The following is a 16,880-nucleotide window of genomic DNA, read 5'->3' as shown; positions in this document are numbered from 1 at the left end:
ACGCTCGCGCGCCCAACCGTCGCGGGTCAGCGCTGCGCGCTGCCGCGACCGCCGAGCGCCCGTGCGTCGGGCTTGCCCGCGAGGTCTTTGCGCAGCTCCTTCGGCAGCGAGAACATCAGGTCTTCCTCGGCCGTCTTGACCTCGGCGACCTCGCCGTAGCCGGCGTCGGCGAGCGCCTCGAGCAGCTCCTTCACGAGACCTTCGGGCACGGATGCCCCGCTCGTCACGCCGACCGTCTCGACGCCGTCGAGCCACTCCTGCCGCACCTCGCTCGCGTAGTCGACCCGGTAGGCGGCCTTCGCGCCGTACTCCAGGGCGACCTCGACGAGCCGCACGCTGTTCGAGCTGTTGGCCGAGCCCACCACGATGACGAGGTCGGCGTCTTGGGCGACCTTCTTGATCGCGACCTGACGGTTCTGGGTGGCGTAGCAGATGTCGTCGGAGGGCGGGTCCTGCAGGTTCGGGAATCGCTCGCGCAGCCGTCGCACCGTCTCCATGGTCTCGTCGACCGAGAGCGTCGTCTGCGAGAGCCAGACGACCTTGTCGGGATCTTGCACCTCGATGTTGTCGACGTCGTCGGGGCTGTTCACGATCGTGACGTGGTCGGGCGCCTCGCCCGCGGTGCCCTCGACCTCTTCGTGGCCCTCGTGGCCGATAAGCAGGATCTCGAAGTCGTCGCGCGCGAAGCGCACGGCCTCGCGGTGCACCTTCGTGACGAGCGGGCACGTCGCGTCGATCGCATGCAGGCCCCGGTCGGCGGCGGCGTTCACCACGGCCGGTGAGACGCCGTGCGCGCTGAACACGATGTGGGCACCGGCCGGCACCTCGTCGACCTCTTCGACGAAGATCGCACCCTGTGCTTCGAGTTCGGTGACCACGTGGATGTTGTGCACGATCTGCTTGCGCACGTAGACCGGCGCTCCGTAGTGCTCGAGCGCCTTCTCGACGGCGATCACCGCACGATCGACGCCCGCGCAATAGCCGCGCGGGGCGGCGAGCAGCACGCGCTTGTGTCCGGGGACCGGGTTATCCTTGAGCCGGCCGCGCACGCCCGGAACTCTGGGCATGCCGAGGCCGATTCGCGGGGTTTCCGTAGTGCTCGTCACGGTGCCCATCCTACGCGGCCGAATGACGGGGGGCGGCTGGGAGGCCCAGATGACGGATGCACCGGCGACACGAGATGCACCGTGGCCGGTCGCGCTCCTCTCGGGCAAGCTCAAGCAGTACATCGACCGCCTCGGCACGGTGTGGGTCGAGGGTGAGATCACCCAGTGGGGCGTCTCGGGGGGCAACGTCTACGGCAAGCTGAAAGACCTCGATGCCGAGGCGACCCTGTCGTTCCAGGTGTGGTCCTCGGTGCGGGCGCGCTTCGACGAGCAGTTCAAGCAGGGCGACCGGGTGATCGCGCTCGTCAAGCCCAACTGGTGGGTCAAGGGCGGCTCGCTGTCGATGCAGGTGTTCGAGCTGAAGCACGTCGGCCTCGGCGACCTGCTCGAGCGGCTCGAGCGACTGCGCACCCAGCTCGCTGCCGAGGGGCTCTTCGATGCCGCACGCAAGCGCCGGCTGCCGTTCCTGCCGGGCGTCGTCGGCCTCATCACCGGCAAAGACAGCGATGCCGAGAAAGACGTGCTGCGCAACGCCCGCCTGCGCTGGCCTGCCGTCGAGTTCCGCGTCGTGCACGCCGCCGTGCAGGGCGAACGCACGGTCGCCGAGGTCGTGGCCGCGATCGAACGCCTCGACGCCGACCCACAGGTCGAGGTCATCGTCGTCGCTCGCGGCGGCGGCGACTTCCAGAACCTGCTGGGGTTCAGCGATGAACGCGTCGTGCGGGCGGCGGCAGCGGCGACCACGCCGATCGTCTCGGCGATCGGCCACGAGGCAGACCGGCCGCTGCTCGACGAGGTCGCCGACCTGCGCGCCTCGACGCCGACGGATGCCGCGAAGCGCGTCGTCCCAGACGTCAACGAAGAGCTCGTGCGCGTCGAGCAGGCCAGGGCCCGGCTCGGCATGCGCCTCCAGACGATCCTCTCCCGCGAGATCGACCGCATCGGTCACCTGCGTTCCCGGCCGGCCCTCGCCGAGACGGCATGGATCGTCGACCGGCGCGCCGAAGACCTCACCCGCTGGGTCGCCCGCGGCGCCGAGCTCGTCGAGCGCACGATCGACCGGCAGACGCATCGCATCGCCGAACTGCGCGGGCATCTGCGCGCACTCTCGCCGCAGGCGACGCTCGACCGCGGCTACGCGATCGTGCAGGGAGCCGACGGTCATGTGGTGCGCGGTCCGAACGACGCACCCGATGGCGCCGAACTCACCGTGACGCTCGCCGAGGGCGCTCTCGCTGCGGTCTCCAGAGGTGCGGTGCCGTCGGTGCACGATGCGGCGCCGCGACCAGGGTCGGGTTCGAGCCGCGCGGTCGACGACGGCGAATAGAATGGATGCCATGCCCACCCCCACCGACGTCGCCGAACTGAGCTACGAGCAGGCGCGAGACGAACTCGTGCAGGTCGTCGGCGAACTCGAGCAGGGCTCGGCGACCCTCGAGCAGTCACTCGCGCTCTGGGAGCGCGGCGAGGCCCTCGCGGCGCGCTGCGAGGAGTGGCTCATCGGCGCGAAGGCGCGCCTCGACGCAGCGCGTGCCGGCGCCTCGCGCGCAGCCTCCGGCGACGCCGGCATCCGCTGATGGCCGAGCAGTCGCCGCGCGTGGTCGCCGAACTCGGCCGGCCCGAGACCCCCGAAGAGACCGCGGCGCGCAAGGCCGAGAACTCGCTGAAGCACCGCCAGCGACAGACGCTCAACAACCTGCTGCTCGCGCTCGGCGCGAGCCTCATCCTGGTGCTCGTCATCGTGCTGCTCGTTCCGCGCAGCGACACGCCCATCGAGCGCGACGTCGACGTGGTCGCCCTCGCCGAGCAGGCTCAGATCGCGAGCGACGACCCCCTCGCGGTTCCCGACATGCCCGAGGGCTGGCGCGCCAACGCCGCCGAGCTCCGCACGAGCCAGGCCGACGAGGTCACCGCGTGGTACGTGGGCTATCTCACCCCGAGCGACGAGTTCGTCGGGTTCTACCAGGGGCTCGACGCGAACCCGACCTGGGTGGCCGGGCTCCTCGCCCGCACGCTCGCCGCGGGAACCGTCACGATCGACGGCATCGAGTGGACGGTGTACGACAACCGCGAGTCCGACGACGACGTGGGCAACGCCCGATACGGGCTCACCGCCGAAGCGGGCGGCAGCACCTTCGTGCTGCTCGGCACCGCGACACCGGAAGAATTCGAGACGCTCGCGTCGGCACTCACGCCGACGATCGAGGCGCAGAAGTGAGGGGTATGCCGTGACCACGCAGCCGAACGATCGTCCTCAGACCCCGGCCGAGACGTGGCGCGAGCTACGGCGCGGCAACGAGCGCTTCATCGCGGGCGAGCCGCAGCATCCGCGACAAGACGTCGAGCACCGCGCGTCGCTGGCGCACTCCCAGCGGCCGCTCGTCGCGATCTTCGGATGCAGCGACTCCCGCCTCTCGGCAGAGATCATCTTCGACGTCGGCCTCGGCGACGCCTTCGTCGTGCGCAACGCCGGCCAGGTCATCTCCGAGTCGGTGCTCGGCTCGCTCGAGTACGCCGTCGGCGTGCTCGGAGTGCCGCTCATCCTCGTGCTTGGTCACGACGAGTGCGGTGCGGTCCGCGCCGCGATCGACTCGCAGGCCCCCGACGCGGCGCCCCTGCCGGCGCACATCACCTCGATCGTCGATCGCATCGTGCCGGCCGTGCGCCGCGTGGCGGGCCGCAACCCCGACGCTCCCATCGAACCGTCCGACGTCGACGCGGCCTTCGTCGGCCGTGAGCACCTGCGCGACACCGTGGCCGAGCTGCTCGACAGTTCCGAGATGATCAGCGACGCGATCGCAGCGGGTACGCTGGCTATCGTCGGCGCGAACTACCGACTGTTCGAAGGTCGTGCCGAGACCGACATCGTCGTCGGTCGCATCTGACCGCCGCGTTCGCGGCATCTGCCGGGCGCGCCCCGGCGACAACCGAAAGGGATCACACCGTGGTGGACAACGCCGCCGACTACCGTATCGAGCACGACACGATGGGCGAGGTGCGGGTGCCCGCATCGGCGCTCTACCGGGCGCAGACGCAGCGCGCCGTCGAGAACTTCCCGATCTCGGGTGCAGGCCTCGAGCCCCAGCAGATCCAGGCGCTCGCGCGCATCAAGAAGGCCGCCGCGCAGGCCAACGCGCAGCTCGGCGTGCTCGACCCGGCGATCGCGAAGGCGATCGAAGACGCTGCCGACGAGGTCATCTCGGGAGTGCACGACTTCGCCGAGCACTTCCCGGTCGACGTCTACCAGACCGGCTCCGGCACCTCCTCGAACATGAACATGAACGAGGTGCTCGCCACGATCGCGACCGCGAAGCTCGGCAGCCCCGTGCACCCGAACGATCACGTGAACGCGTCGCAGTCGTCGAACGACGTCTTCCCGACCTCGGTGCACATCGCCGTCACCGCAGCGCTCATCGACGAGCTGATCCCGGCGCTCGACCACCTCGCGGTCGCCCTCGAGACGAAGTCCGTCGAGTGGGCGGGCGTGGTGAAGGCCGGCCGCACCCACCTCATGGACGCCACCCCGGTCACGCTCGGCCAGGAGTTCGGCGGCTACGCCCGCCAGATCCGCCTCGGCATCGAGCGCGTCCGCACGGCGCTCCCCCGCGTCGCCGAGGTCCCGCTCGGCGGCACGGCCGTCGGCACCGGCATCAACACCCCGGCCGGGTTCCCCCAGCTCGTCATCTCGCTGCTGCAGGCCGAGACCGAGTTGCCGATCACCGAAGCCGCCGACCACTTCGAGGCCCAGGCCAACCGCGACGGGCTCGTCGACGCGTCAGGCGCGCTGCGCACGATCGCCGTGAGCCTCACGAAGATCTCGAACGACCTGCGCTGGATGGGCTCCGGACCGAACACCGGCCTCGGCGAGCTGCGCATCCCCGACCTGCAGCCCGGCTCCTCGATCATGCCGGGCAAGGTCAACCCCGTCGTGCCCGAGGCCGTGCTCATGGTCTGCGCGCGGGTCATCGGCAACGACGCGACGATCGCGTGGGCCGGGGCATCCGGCGCGTTCGAGCTCAACGTGCAGATCCCCGTCATGGGTACGGCGTTGCTCGAGTCGATCCGCCTGCTCGCAAGCTCCGTGCGCGTGCTCGCCGACAAGACCATCGACGGCCTCGAGGCCGACGTCGAGCGCGCCACGGCCCTCGCGGGCATGTCGCCGTCGATCGTGACGCCGCTCAACAAGCTCATCGGCTACGAGGCCGCCGCGAAGATCGCGAAGCACTCGGTGGCCAAGGGCATCACGGTGCGCGAAGCGGTGATCGATCTGGGTCACGTCGAGCGCGGCGACCTCACGATCGAGCAGCTCGACACGGCCCTCGACCTGCTCTCGATGACGCGTCCGCCGCAGGCCTGAGCCTCGCCGACGTGACGAAGCGCCCCGCCGATCCGGCGGGGCGCTTCCGTCTTCCTGGGGGGCCGGCTTCGTGCTCGAGGTCGTGACGCGGGCCCCGGTTCACCGGGGCCCGCGCACCGGCGTCGATCGCGGCGTTACGCCAGTTCGTGCCCGTCGAGCATCTCGGCGACGAGCGCAGCGATCGCGGAGCGCTCCGAGCGGTTGAGCGTGATGTGGGCGAACAGCGCATGCCCCTTCAGCGTCTCGATGACACTCGCGACGCCGTCGTGGCGGCCGACTCGCAGGTTGTCGCGCTGGGCGACGTCATGGGTGAGCACGACCCGAGAGTTCTGCCCGATGCGGGAGAGCACCGTGAGCAGCACGTTGCGTTCGAGCGACTGCGCCTCGTCGACGATCACGAACGCGTCATGCAGGGAACGCCCGCGGATGTGGGTGAGCGGCAGCACCTCGAGGATGCCGCGGTCGACGACCTCCTCGAGCACGTTGTCGGAGACGACCGAGCCGAGGGTGTCGAAGACGGCCTGGCCCCAGGGGTTCATCTTCTCGCCCTGGTCGCCCGGCAGGTAGCCGAGCTCCTGGCCGCCGACGGCGTACAGCGGGCGGAACACCATGATCTTCTTGTGCTGCTGGCGCTCGAGCACCGCCTCGAGGCCGGCGCACAGCGCCAGCGCCGACTTGCCGGTGCCGGCCCGGCCGCCGAGCGAGAGGATGCCGATCTCGGGGTCGAGCAGCAGGTCGATCGCGAGCCGCTGCTCGGCCGAACGCCCGTGCAGTCCGAAGACCTCGCGGTCGCCGCGCACGAGCCGCACCTCGCGCTCGCCGACCACCCGGGCGAGTGCGGAGCCCCGATCGGAGTGGATGACGAGACCGGTGTTGATCGGCTGCCCGACGTCGGCCGGCAAGGTGAGGTGCTCGTGTTCGTAGAGCTTGGCCATGTCGTTGGACCCGAGGTCGAGTTCGGCCATGCCGTTCCACCCCGAGTCGATCGCGAGCTCGTGCCGGTACTCCTGCGCGTCGAGGCCGACGGAGGCCGCCTTCACGCGCAGCGGCAGGTCTTTCGAGACGACCGTGACGGCAAGGCCGTCGTTGGCGAGGTTGAGCGCACAGGCGAGGATGCGGGAGTCGTTGTCGGAGAGCCGAAGTCCCGACGGCAGCACGTTCTGGTCGCTGTGGTTCAGCTCGACTCGCAACGACCCGCCGTCGCCGACGGGGATCGGGAAGTCGAGTCGCTCGTGTTCGACGCGCAGCTCGTCGAGAATGCGCAGCGACTGACGGGCGAAGTAGCCGATCTCGGGGTCGTTCCGTTTGGCCTCGAGTTCCGTGATCACCACGACGGGCAGCACGACCGCGTGCTCGTCGAAACGGAACAGGGCCTTGGGATCCGAGAGCAGCACCGAGGTGTCGAGCACGTACGTGCGCTCCTGCTGTGCTGCTGCGGCATCCGCCGCGAGATCGGTCGACTTGGAGGTAGAGAGTGACACGCCAGCTCCCGCCCCGAGCATCAGCTCGGCATTCCGGGCCGGCGGCGATCCTCCCACGAGCGGTTCATCAGCCGGCTCGATCAGACACCTTGTCCGATGCCTCAGACGCTACGACTGCACCGCCGAAACCGCTTGACCGACACGCGGTGCGACACGTGCCGTTCACATCGCGAGCGGATGCCTCAGCCGCGCGCTCGGCTCAGTAGGTCGCCGCTGTGCCGTACGAGACGAACGCCGCACGGAGCATCTCGAGCGTCTCCTCGGAGGTTGCGGCGTGCACCGACAACCGCACCTGCCCGAGCCTGGTCGTCGCCGTGACCCCGTGGTTGTGCAGGGATGCCGACAGCAGGGTGACCTGTTCCGTCGGCGGCTCGAGCACGATGATGCCGGCCCGCTCGCGCTCGGCGCGCGAGGAGACCACGGCGATCGCGAACTCGTCGGCGAGCTCGATCGTCTGGCTGACCCGATCGGCGACGACCGCATTGATCGCGGCGACGCCGACGTCGGCGATCTCCTCGAGGCTCGCGGCGAACCGGGCTTCGGCGAGGGGGTCGGGATTGGCGACCCGGAATGCGCGGGCATCGGATGCGGGCGGCGGCACCTCACCCCAGGGTTCGGGCTCCTCTGTGCCGCTGAAGCCCGAGAACACGGGGGTCAACTGTTCGAGCGCACGCGCCGACAGGGCCATCATGCCCGTGCCCCACCCGGCCCGGCACCACTTCTGCCCACCGGTCAGCACGACGTCCGCGGCATCCCACGGCGCGTCGACCACGCCGAAGCCCTGGATGGCGTCGACGATCAGCAGGCGGTCGCCGATGACCTGCCTGATGCCCTCGATGTCGCAGAGGTACCCCGTGCGCGAGTCGACGAGGCTCACCGCGACGGCGGCGACGTTCGACTCGAGTTGCTCCCGGATCTGGCCGGGCGTCACCTTGCCGTGATCGGTCTCGAGCCAGACCGGCTGCACGGTGTGCAGGGCCTCTTGCGCGCGCACCGCGGCGATGGGCAGGCTCGGGAACTCCCCGGCCGAGAGCAGCACGCCGCCCGTCAGGCCGAACATCGCGTGCATGATGCCCGTCGTGGTGTTGGGCTGGAAGACGATCTGGTCTGCGGGGAACCCGGTGACGGCCGAGGCCGCCTCGCGCAACCGGCTGTCTTGTTCGGCGAACGCGTCGAGGCTGCCGTGCCGGGCGCGTTGCAGCACCTGCGTGAACACGAGGGCCTCTTCGGCGGCAGCGGTCGAGAGGGGCCCCACGCGGCCGTAGTCGAGGTAGCCCGGTTCTTCGGTGAACCCCGCGGTGAAATCGTCGATGGTCACGTGTGCGGCCCCCTTCTCCGAGGCATAGTTTGGCAGACCCGGCGGGCCTTCAGTAAGCGATGGTGGCGGTCATCCGCCGAAACGACGGTGGCGCTTCGCGTAGTCGCGAAGCGCCCGCAGGAAGTCGACCTTGCGAAGGTCGGGGCCGAGGGCCTCGACGAAGTAGAACTCGCTGTGAGCGGCCTGCCAGAGCATGAAGTCGCTGAGCCGTTGCTCACCCGAGGTGCGGATGACGAGGTCGGGGTCGGGCTGGCCGCCCGTGTAGAGGTGCTGCCCGATGAGGTCGGGCGTCAGTCGCTCGGCGAGGTCGTCGAGGCTGCGCCCCTCGGCGTGATGGGCGGCGACGATCGAGCGCATCGCATCGGTGATCTCCTTGCGCCCGCCGTAGCCGACCGCGAGGTTGACGTGCAGTCCGCGCTTGTCGGCGGTGCGGTGCTCTGCGGCGTCGAGGGCCGCGACGAGCGGGGCGGGAAGACCGGCGTCCGATCCGACGTGCTGCACCCGCCAGTCGCGGTAGTGCGAGAGCTCTTCGGCGAGTTCGGCGATGATCTCGATGAGGTCGGCGAGCTCGGCACTCGGACGATTGCCGAGGTTGTCGCTCGAGAGCAGGTAGAGGGTGACGGTGGAGAGGCCGGCGTCGTCGCACCACTCGAGGAATTCGCGCATCTTCGCGGCACCGGCGCGGTGACCGTGGGCGGCCGTGTCGTAGCCGAGCTGCTTCGCCCAGCGGCGATTGCCGTCGATGATCATGGCCACATGGCGCGGCATCGCGGCCGGGTCGAGGCCGCGTCGGAGCCGGTTCTGGTAGAGGCGGTAGAGGAGGCCGCGACCGAGGGGCTGATCGCTCGTCTGCACGGGACTACGCTACCGCTCCGAGGCATCCGACACTCACAGCCGCTCGTGACCGGTGACGCCCTACGCTGTGTGCATGACCTCGAAGCCCCGTCAGGGACCGCACGACGCCATGGAAGAACTCTCCCGTCCCGTCGCGGCGGAAGACCCGGGCGATACCGCGGTCTCGCGTGCCGAACACGGCCCCGACCTGCCGAACATCCCGCTGCTCGACGACTCGCTCGCGCACCCCGTCGAGGTCAAGCCGACCTGGCGCGGCTGGATCCACGCCGGCACCTTCCCCGCGACGATCGTGGCGGGCGTCGTGCTCATCGTGCTCGCCGAGGGCGCGCCGGCGAAGTGGGCCTCGGCCGTGTTCGTGCTCTCGTCGATGCTGCTCTTCGGCAACTCGGCGCTCTACCACCGGTTCGACTGGGAGCCGAAGACGAAGCTCCTGCTGAAGCGGGTCGACCACGCCAACATCTTCCTGCTGATCGCCGGCACCTACACGCCGCTCGCGATCCTGGCCCTGCCGCCCGACAAGGGCTGGCTGCTGCTCGGCATCGTCTGGAGCGGCGCGCTCGTGGGCATCGGGTTCCGGGTGTTCTGGATCGCCGCACCGCGCTGGCTCTACGTGGCGCTGTACCTGCTGCTCGGCTGGGCCGCCGTGATGTACCTCGGCGACCTGCTCGCCGTCAACGCCGCGATGATGGTGCTCGTCATCGTCGGCGGACTCTTCTACACGGCCGGCGCCGTCGTCTACGGGCTCAAGCGGCCGAACCCCTGGCCGGGCGTCTTCGGCTTCCACGAGATCTTCCACGCCTGCACGGTGCTCGCCTTCATATGCCACTGGACGGCGACGCTGCTCATCGCGATCGCCCCGGCCTACCACCTCGGCTGATCGTGCGGCGGGCGCACGTCGAAGAGGTTCGAGGCGACCGCCGCGTCCGGCGCGACCGCTAGCGGGAGGATGCCCCGTCGGGTTCGTCGTCGTTCGGGTCGTTGTCGCCGCGCGGCGCCTCGCCCGAGGCATCCGTCGCCTGGCCGTCGGCCTCGGCGATCTCGGCATCGCGCGCCTCGGCCTCGAGCTGCTCGCGCACCTCGGCCCGGTAGTTGGTGCGCCGGATGCGCCGCACCATGTCGAGGATCAAGAGCACCACCACGACCATGATGAGGAAGGTCACGAGGAAGCCCCAGATGCCCGGGGTCACAGTGTTGGGGTCGAACTCCTCGTCTTCTGCCAGGAAGGTCAGGGCGGGCACGACGAGCATCGGACTCTCTTTCACGCTGTCACGGGCGGGCTTCGGCGTCACGGGGGCGCGTTAAGCTTGAATTCAAGCCTAGACGATCGACCCGAAGGAGCCGCGTGGTGGCAGAGGCCGAGACCGACGCGCTCGACGCGCGGTACGGGCGCACTCGCACCCATCGCACGCGCGACCGGCTGCTGCTCGCCGGCGGCGCGGTGGCATTCGCGATCGTGCTCGTCGCCTGGGTCGTCTGGGCGGGCCTCGACGGCCAGAAGCCGCAGGTCGAGGCCACCGACACGGGCCACCGCCTGATCAACGAGGAGCGCCTGGTCGAGGTCAGCTGGAACCTCTCGGTGCCGCCCGGCAACGACACCGCCTGCATCGTGCAGGCGCTCAACGAGGATTTCACGGTCGTCGGCTGGAAGGTCGTCGAAGTGCCGGCATCGACGCGCCACATCCGCAGCCTCACCGAAACGGTGCGGGTCGCGCAAGAGGCCAACACGGGTTTGATTTACAGCTGCTGGCTCACCTAACATGGGACATTCGCTCCGACAGTCGTCGGGGCGACACGTCTATACGGCGTGCATCTGAGACAGTGTGTACCCGCCAAGACGGGTACCCATACACGGGAGTGTGCATCATGGCGCAGGACGCCACCGTCACCTGGCTCACCCAGGAGGCCTACGACCGCCTCGCGGCGGAGCTCGAGCACCTCTCCACCCACGGCCGCGAGGAGATCGCGAAGCGCATCGAGGCCGCGCGCGAGGAGGGCGACCTCAAGGAGAACGGCGGCTACCACGCCGCCAAAGACGAGCAGGGCAAGCAGGAGGCCCGCATCCGTCAGCTGAAGGGGCTCCTCCGCACCGCCGAGGTCGGCGAAGCACCGCAGTCCTCAGGCGTCGTCGAGACCGGCACCGTCATCACCGCGATCATCGCGGGCGACGAAGAGACGTTCCTCATCGGCAGCCGCGAGATCGCCGGAGACTCCGAGCTCGACGTGTGGAGCGAGCAGAGCCCGCTCGGCGCCGCGATCCTCGGCCTCAAGATCGGTGAGAAGACCAGCTACACCGCACCCAACGGTCGTGAGATCCCGGTGGAGATCACCGGTGTCGCGACGTGGGGCGGCGAGTAGCCGAGCACCATCACGGCGCCGAGACGCGCCGACCCCGCCTACTCGTTGTAGACGACCGGCTCGTAGCCGGCACGGCGCAGCACCTCGACGACCTCGGCGCGATGATCGGGGCCGCGGGTCTCGACCGAGAGCTTCAGCTCGACCTCGGAGATCTGCAGTCCTGATCCGTGCCGCGTGTGCAGCACCTCGATCACGTTGGCGTTCGCCTCGGCCAGGAGTTCCGCGATGCGGGCGAGCTGGCCCGGACGATCGGGCAGCCCGATGCCGAGCGTGAGGTACCGGTCGGAGGCCGCGAGGCCGTGCGCGATCACGCGCTGCATGAGCAGGGGGTCGATGTTGCCGCCCGAGAGCAGCGCGACCACCGGGCCGTCGGAGGCGATCTGGCCGGTCATGATCGCGGCCACCGAGACCGCGCCCGCGGGCTCGACGACGAGCTTGGCGCGTTCGAGCAGCACGAGCAGCGCCCGGGCGATGTCGTCTTCGGAGACCGTCACCACCTCGTCGACCGCATCGCGGATGATCTCGAAGTTCAACTCGCCCGGACGGTAGACGGCGATGCCGTCGGCGATCGTCGGCACGACCGGCACCCGCTGGGGCGACCCCGCGGCGAGCGAGGCGACGTATGGTGCGGCGTTCTCGGCCTGCACCCCGATCACCCTGATGGTGCGCCCGAGTTCGGCGGCACGTTGCTTGACGGCACTCGCGATGCCCGCGGCGAGGCCGCCGCCGCCGATCGGCACGACGATGGTCTCGACATCGGGCGCCTGTTCGATGATCTCGAGGCCGAGCGTGCCCTGCCCCGCGATCACATCGGGGTGATCGAAGGGCGGGATGATGACCGCGCCGGTCTCTTCGGCGAAGGCGGCCGCGGCCTCGAGCGTCTCGCCCACCGAGTCGCCCCGAAGCACGACGTCGGCGCCGTACGCCCGGGTCGCCTCGAGCTTCGGAAGCGCGACGCCCACCGGCATGAAGATCGTCGCCCGGATGCCGAGCTCGCGGGCCGCGAACGCGACGCCCTGGGCGTGGTTGCCCGCCGAGGCGGCGACGACGCCGCGGGCGCGTTCCGACTCGGTCAGCGCCGAGATGCGGTGGTACGCGCCGCGGAGCTTGTAGGAGCCCGTGCGCTGCAGGTTCTCGCACTTGAGGTGCACGGGCACGCCGAGCATCTCGGCGAGGAATCGCGACGACTCCATCGGGGTCTGCCGGGCGACGGCCGAGACCACCTCTCGCGCACGCTCGAAATCGACAAGCCCCGGCCCGGGGATCGCAGTCGTCAACTCGTTCATTCTCCTCGCTTGTAACCCGGGCGTTTCGGTACGGTGCGCCAGAGCGGCGCCCGTGCGGTGGCCGGCGGCGGATTCGCCTCGTTCTTCCATGCCCCGCTCGCGACCGAGAGGATCATGACGTTGACGACGGCGGCCACCGGCACGGCGAACAGGGCTCCGGGGATGCCGGCGAGGAGGGATCCGGTCGCCACGGCCACGACCACGCCGAGCGGATGCACCTTCACGGCCGTTCCCATGATGAGCGGCTGCAGCACGTGGCCCTCGACCTGCTGCACGAGCAGCACGATGCCGAGCATGACGAGGGCGATGACCGGGCCGTTGTAGACGAGCGCGACGAACACCGCGAGCGCGCCGGTCGCGACCGCACCGACGATCGGGATGAAGGAACCGAGGAAGACGAGGATCGCGATCGGCACCGCGAGCGGAACTCCGAGGAAGAACGCGCCGAGCCCGATGCCGATGGCATCGATCGTCGCGACGAGGATCTGCACCTTCACGAAGTTCTGGAGCGTCGCCCAGCCGGCCTGACCGGCATGGTCGATGGCGACCCTGCCCCGGCGCGGAAAGATGCCGACGATCCAGTTCCAGATGCCGCGGCCGTCGATCAGGATGAAGAGCGTCGCGAACAGCGCGAGCAGCATGCCGGCGAGGAAGTGCCCGAGGCTCGAGCTCAGCGAGAGGGCACCGCTCACGAGCAGGCCGCTGTCCTGCTGCACCGACTCGACGATCTGAGCGACCCAGTCGTTCAGTTGGGTTTCGGTGATGTGGAACGGCCCCTCGAGCAGCCACTCGCGGAACCTGTCCCACGCCACGAGCGACTGCGCGGCGAGCTCGTCGGAGCCGCGCACGATCTGTGTGATGCCGAGCGTCAGGAGTCCGCCCACGACGACGAGCGCCGAGAGCATCGCGGTCGTGACGGCGAGCCACTTCGGCCAGCGGTGCCTCTGCAGGAAGCTCGAGAAGGGCACGAGCAGCGCGCCGATCAAGACCGCGACGAGAATCGGGATGACGATGAGTCGCAGCTGGATGATGAGGAAGACGACGACCGCGAGCACCCCGCCGATGAGCAGGAGCCGCCACGACCACCCCGCCGCGAGCCGCACCCCGAACGGGATGGAGTCGGTGGCCTCGTGCGGCGCGACCTGCGCCTGCTGCACGGGTGTCGTCGCATCCGTCGTGCGCCGCGGTGTCCGGCCCCGTTCCCGCCCCGTGGAGTCCGTCATCGCTCCAGTCTAGGCGGGTCGCATGAACCGAACGGCATGGCGTGCGGATGCCGCACGCCGATGGCATGCTCCCGTGTCGGTTGCTCCCGCTATCGTCGACTCCATCATGGTCGACGTCGTCAGTCCCGCCCTCGCCCGCCGCATCGCACTCGCCGCGCAGGGTTTCGCCCGCCCGCTGCCCGAGGCGCCGGGCACCCGTGCCGTCAACGGCGTCATCGATCGGCTCTCGCTGCTGCAGATCGACTCGGTCAACGTGTTCGAGCGCAGTCACTACCTGCCGGCGTTCAGCCGGGTCGGCGCCTACGACCGGGGTGCGCTCGACCGCATCACGACCGGCCGTCGCGGCCGGATGGTCGAGTACTGGGCGCACCAGGCGGCGTACATCCCCCGCGAGCTCTGGCCGCTCTTCGAGTTCCGGCGTGAGGCGTACCGCGCCACGGGCAGCGACTGGGGCGGCTGGGTCGCCGAGAACCGCACGCTCGCCGACTGGCTCCGAGCCGAGCTCGCCGCCAACGGGCCCATGCGGGCGGGCGAGATCGAGCACGATTCCAACGAGCGGCGCGGGCCGTGGTGGGGCTGGTCCGACGTCAAGCGCACGCTCGAGATGATGTTTCGCACGGGCGAGGTCGTGTGCATCGAGCGGCGCCGCTTCGAGCGCGTCTACGCGCTGCCCGAGCAGGCCTTGCCCGACGAGGTGCTCGGCGTGGTGCCGGTCGAGGCCGATGCCGTGCGCGAGCTCGTCGGCCTCGCGGCATCCGCGCTCGGCATCGCCACCGAGGCCGACCTCGCCGACTACTGGCGCATGAAGCGCCAGCCGGTGCGACGAGCGATCCTCGAGCTCGAAGAAGCGGGGGTGCTCCTGCCCGTCGAGGTACCGGGCTGGACGACCGGAGCACGGCAGACGCCCGCGTGGCTGCAACGCGACGCGAAGCGGCCACGGCGCATCGAGACGGCGGCGGTGCTTTCGCCGTTCGACCCCGTGGTGTGGTTCCGGCCGCGCACGGAGCGGCTCTTCGACTTCCATTACCGCATCGAGATCTACACCCCCGAGCCCGACCGCAAATTCGGCTACTACTCGTTGCCGGTGCTCGTCGATGACCGCGTCGTCGGCCGCGTCGACCTCAAGAGCGACCGGCAGGCCGGAGTGCTCCGGGTGCAGTCGGCGTGGAGCGAGCCCGGGGCCCCAGTCGAGACCGCTGCGCGGCTCGTGCCGGTGCTGCGGCGGGCAGCCGCGTGGCAGGGGCTGGGCGAGGTGATCGTCGCCGGTCGCGGCGACCTCTCCCCCGCCCTGGCGGCGGAACTCTCGGTCGCTGCCTGAGCGGCGTCGGCTAGAACGCGCCGCCCATCTGCTCGAGGCGCTTGACCCGCTCGGCGATCGGGGGGTGGGTCGCGAAGAGCTTGTCCACGATGCCGGGCTTCAGCGGGTCGGCGATCCAGAGGTGGGCCATCGAGGAGTTCTGGCGCTTCATCGGTCGACCGTAGGCCTCGAGCTTCTCGAGGGCGCTCGCGAGGGCGTCGGGATGACGCGTGGTCATCGCGCCCGTGGCATCCGCGAGGTATTCGCGCTGTCGCGAGACGGCGAGCTGCACGAGGCTCGCGACGAGCGGTGCGATGAGCATCGCCACGAGACCGAAGATCATGACGATCGGGTTGCTGTTGTTGTTGCCCCGGCCGAAGAACGCCATGCGCACGAGCATGTCGGAGATGAAGCCGACGGCCACGACGAGGCCGAAGACGACCATCGACAGGCGGATGTCGTAGTTGCGCACGTGCCCGAGTTCGTGGGCCATGACGCCCTCGAGCTCGGCGTCGTCCATGATCTCGAGCAGGCCCGTGGTCGCTGCGACGACGGCGTGCTCAGGGTCGCGTCCGGTCGCGAACGCGTTCGGCGCCGGGTCGGAGATCACGAACACCCGGGGCATGGTGGTGCCGGTGGTGATCGAGAGGTTCTCGACGGTGCGCCAGAGCCTCGGGTGGTCGGCCTTGGACTGCAGTTCGATCGCCCCCGACATCGAGATCGCCTGCTTGTCGGCCGTGAAGTACTGGAACAGGGCGTATGCGCTGGCGATGACGAGGGTCACGATGACGATCGTGATATCGCCGTAGATGTACGCCGCCAGCCACCCGAGCCCGCCGATGATGGCGAGGAAGAAGAGGATGATGAAGACGGTGTTGCGTTTGTTCTTCGCGATCGCGCGGTACAACGCCGGCCCTTAGAACTGCACGCGCGGCGGCTCCGCGATCGCCGCCGGCTCGGTGACCTCGAAGAAGTCGCGCTCGTGGAAGCCGAGGCTGCGCACGAAGAGGGTGTTCGGGAAGACCTTGATCTTCGTGTTGAGCTCGCGGACGCCGCCGTTGTAGAACCGACGCGAGGCCTGGATCTTGTCTTCGGTGTCGACGAGCTCGGACTGCAGCTGCAGGAAGTTCTGGCTGGCCTGCAGCTGCGGGTACGCCTCGGCGACGGCGAAGATCGACTTGAGCGCCTGCTGCATGTGGTTCTCAGCGGCACCGGCCTCTGCGGGGCCCTGCGCCGACAGCGTCTCGGCGCGCGCCCGCGTGACGGACTCGAAGACCGACTTCTCGTGCGCGGCGTAGCCCTTGACCGCCTCGATGAGGTTCGGAATCAGGTCGGCACGACGCTTCAGCTGCACCGTGATGTCGCTCCAGGCCTCGTCGACCCGCACGTTCAGCGTGACCAGGGAGTTGTAGGTGGCCCAAAGGTAGATGCCGATGATCACCACGAGCGCAACGACGATGATGACGGGGATGAGCCATTCCATGGCACGGACTCCTAGCGCTTCGGGCGGCGGTTTGCTGTCCTCCATCTTACCGAGCGACGTTCGGAGTCCGCGGTGCTTCTCATGAGACTCAAAGGAAGCCGTGCGCCGTCTCGGGCATA

At 69.6% G+C, this 16,880-nt stretch carries 18 protein-coding genes; 9 read left to right on the top strand and 9 right to left on the bottom strand.

The features are described 5' to 3' along the window. Positions 1-26: 26 nt before the first annotated feature. A complete protein-coding gene (locus DCE93_RS03885; RefSeq protein WP_108594724.1) occupies positions 27-1,067 on the bottom strand; it encodes a 4-hydroxy-3-methylbut-2-enyl diphosphate reductase in 1,041 nt (346 codons plus the stop codon). A gap of 88 nt (positions 1,068-1,155) precedes the next feature. On the opposite strand from DCE93_RS03885, the gene xseA reads away from it, so the two are divergent. Genes xseA through DCE93_RS03860 form a run of 5 tightly spaced genes read left to right on the top strand, consistent with a single transcriptional unit; the run spans position 1,156 to position 5,463 of the window. Next, a complete protein-coding gene (xseA, locus tag DCE93_RS03880) occupies positions 1,156-2,433 on the top strand; it encodes an exodeoxyribonuclease VII large subunit (RefSeq protein ID WP_420836964.1) in 1,278 nt (425 codons plus the stop codon). 1 nt (position 2,434) lies between these two features. Next, positions 2,435-2,683 carry an exodeoxyribonuclease VII small subunit gene (locus tag DCE93_RS03875; RefSeq protein WP_108594723.1) on the top strand — a complete coding sequence of 83 codons (249 nt, stop codon included), beginning with the start codon at positions 2,435-2,437 and terminating at the stop codon, positions 2,681-2,683. Continuing rightward, positions 2,683-3,324: a DUF4245 domain-containing protein gene (locus tag DCE93_RS03870; RefSeq protein WP_108594722.1), complete on the top strand. Its 642-nt coding sequence runs from the start codon at positions 2,683-2,685 to the stop codon at positions 3,322-3,324. Before DCE93_RS03875 ends, DCE93_RS03870 begins: the two co-directional genes overlap by 1 nt. 10 nt (positions 3,325-3,334) lie before the next feature. After that, positions 3,335-3,991, top strand: coding sequence for a carbonic anhydrase (locus tag DCE93_RS03865; RefSeq protein WP_108594721.1), 657 nt, complete (start codon positions 3,335-3,337; stop codon positions 3,989-3,991). Positions 3,992-4,050: 59 nt separating this feature from the next. Next, positions 4,051-5,463 (top strand): class II fumarate hydratase, encoded by a 1,413-nt coding sequence (locus DCE93_RS03860; protein WP_108594720.1) that lies wholly within the window; start codon positions 4,051-4,053, stop codon positions 5,461-5,463. A gap of 134 nt (positions 5,464-5,597) precedes the next feature. Here the strand turns inward: DCE93_RS03860 and DCE93_RS03855 are convergent, their stop codons facing one another. The 3 genes from DCE93_RS03855 to DCE93_RS03845 all read right to left on the bottom strand — a co-directional run bounded on the left by DCE93_RS03855 (position 5,598) and on the right by DCE93_RS03845 (position 9,117). Then, positions 5,598-6,965, bottom strand: coding sequence for a PhoH family protein (locus DCE93_RS03855; protein WP_108596574.1), 1,368 nt, complete (start codon positions 6,963-6,965; stop codon positions 5,598-5,600). 178 nt (positions 6,966-7,143) lie between these two features. Continuing rightward, positions 7,144-8,262 (bottom strand): aminotransferase class V-fold PLP-dependent enzyme, encoded by a 1,119-nt coding sequence (locus DCE93_RS03850; protein ID WP_108594719.1) that lies wholly within the window; start codon positions 8,260-8,262, stop codon positions 7,144-7,146. Positions 8,263-8,331: 69 nt separating this feature from the next. Beyond that, complete coding sequence (locus DCE93_RS03845) at positions 8,332-9,117, bottom strand: isoprenyl transferase (protein WP_108594718.1); 786 nt, start codon at positions 9,115-9,117, stop codon at positions 8,332-8,334. 73 nt (positions 9,118-9,190) lie between these two features. On the opposite strand from DCE93_RS03845, the gene trhA reads away from it, so the two are divergent. After that, positions 9,191-9,994, top strand: a complete 804-nt coding sequence (gene trhA, locus DCE93_RS03840) for a PAQR family membrane homeostasis protein TrhA (protein WP_338027603.1) — start codon at positions 9,191-9,193, stop codon at positions 9,992-9,994. Positions 9,995-10,052: 58 nt separating this feature from the next. Here the strand turns inward: trhA and DCE93_RS03835 are convergent, their stop codons facing one another. Beyond that, positions 10,053-10,406 carry a hypothetical protein gene (locus DCE93_RS03835; protein WP_244284232.1) on the bottom strand — a complete coding sequence of 118 codons (354 nt, stop codon included), beginning with the start codon at positions 10,404-10,406 and terminating at the stop codon, positions 10,053-10,055. A gap of 56 nt (positions 10,407-10,462) precedes the next feature. Here DCE93_RS03835 and DCE93_RS03830 point away from each other — a divergent pair, with 56 nt between their 5' ends. Both DCE93_RS03830 and greA read left to right on the top strand, forming a co-directional pair. Beyond that, positions 10,463-10,873 (top strand): DUF4307 domain-containing protein, encoded by a 411-nt coding sequence (locus tag DCE93_RS03830; RefSeq protein WP_165906158.1) that lies wholly within the window; start codon positions 10,463-10,465, stop codon positions 10,871-10,873. Positions 10,874-10,980: 107 nt separating this feature from the next. After that, complete coding sequence (greA, locus tag DCE93_RS03825) at positions 10,981-11,472, top strand: transcription elongation factor GreA (protein WP_108594715.1); 492 nt, start codon at positions 10,981-10,983, stop codon at positions 11,470-11,472. 38 nt (positions 11,473-11,510) lie between these two features. Here greA and ilvA read toward each other — a convergent pair whose 3' ends face one another. Beyond that, the gene (gene ilvA, locus DCE93_RS03820) at positions 11,511-12,749 is read right to left on the bottom strand and encodes a threonine ammonia-lyase (protein WP_420836963.1); all 1,239 of its coding nucleotides are present in this window, start codon (positions 12,747-12,749) and stop codon (positions 11,511-11,513) included. 5 nt (positions 12,750-12,754) lie between these two features. Then, entirely contained in the window at positions 12,755-13,981 is a 1,227-nt protein-coding gene (locus DCE93_RS03815; protein ID WP_108594713.1) for an AI-2E family transporter, read from the bottom strand. A 22-nt stretch (positions 13,982-14,003) separates the two neighbouring features. Here DCE93_RS03815 and DCE93_RS03810 point away from each other — a divergent pair, with 22 nt between their 5' ends. Beyond that, positions 14,004-15,299: a winged helix-turn-helix domain-containing protein gene (locus DCE93_RS03810; RefSeq protein ID WP_338027602.1), complete on the top strand. Its 1,296-nt coding sequence runs from the start codon at positions 14,004-14,006 to the stop codon at positions 15,297-15,299. A 10-nt stretch (positions 15,300-15,309) separates the two neighbouring features. On the opposite strand, the gene DCE93_RS03805 is transcribed toward DCE93_RS03810, so the two are convergent. After that, positions 15,310-16,185: a M48 family metalloprotease gene (locus tag DCE93_RS03805; protein WP_108594711.1), complete on the bottom strand. Its 876-nt coding sequence runs from the start codon at positions 16,183-16,185 to the stop codon at positions 15,310-15,312. A 9-nt stretch (positions 16,186-16,194) separates the two neighbouring features. Beyond that, on the bottom strand, positions 16,195-16,761 hold the full coding sequence (locus DCE93_RS03800; protein ID WP_108594710.1) for a LemA family protein: 567 nt from the start codon (positions 16,759-16,761) through the stop codon (positions 16,195-16,197). Between the last annotated feature and the right edge of the window lie 119 nt (positions 16,762-16,880).

Origin of the sequence: Agromyces badenianii, assembly GCF_003070885.1 — a bacterium.
GTDB lineage: Bacteria > Actinomycetota > Actinomycetes > Actinomycetales > Microbacteriaceae > Agromyces > Agromyces badenianii.
The sequence above is the reverse complement of the archived record's forward strand: the minus strand, read 5'-3'. Positions and strand labels throughout refer to the sequence as shown.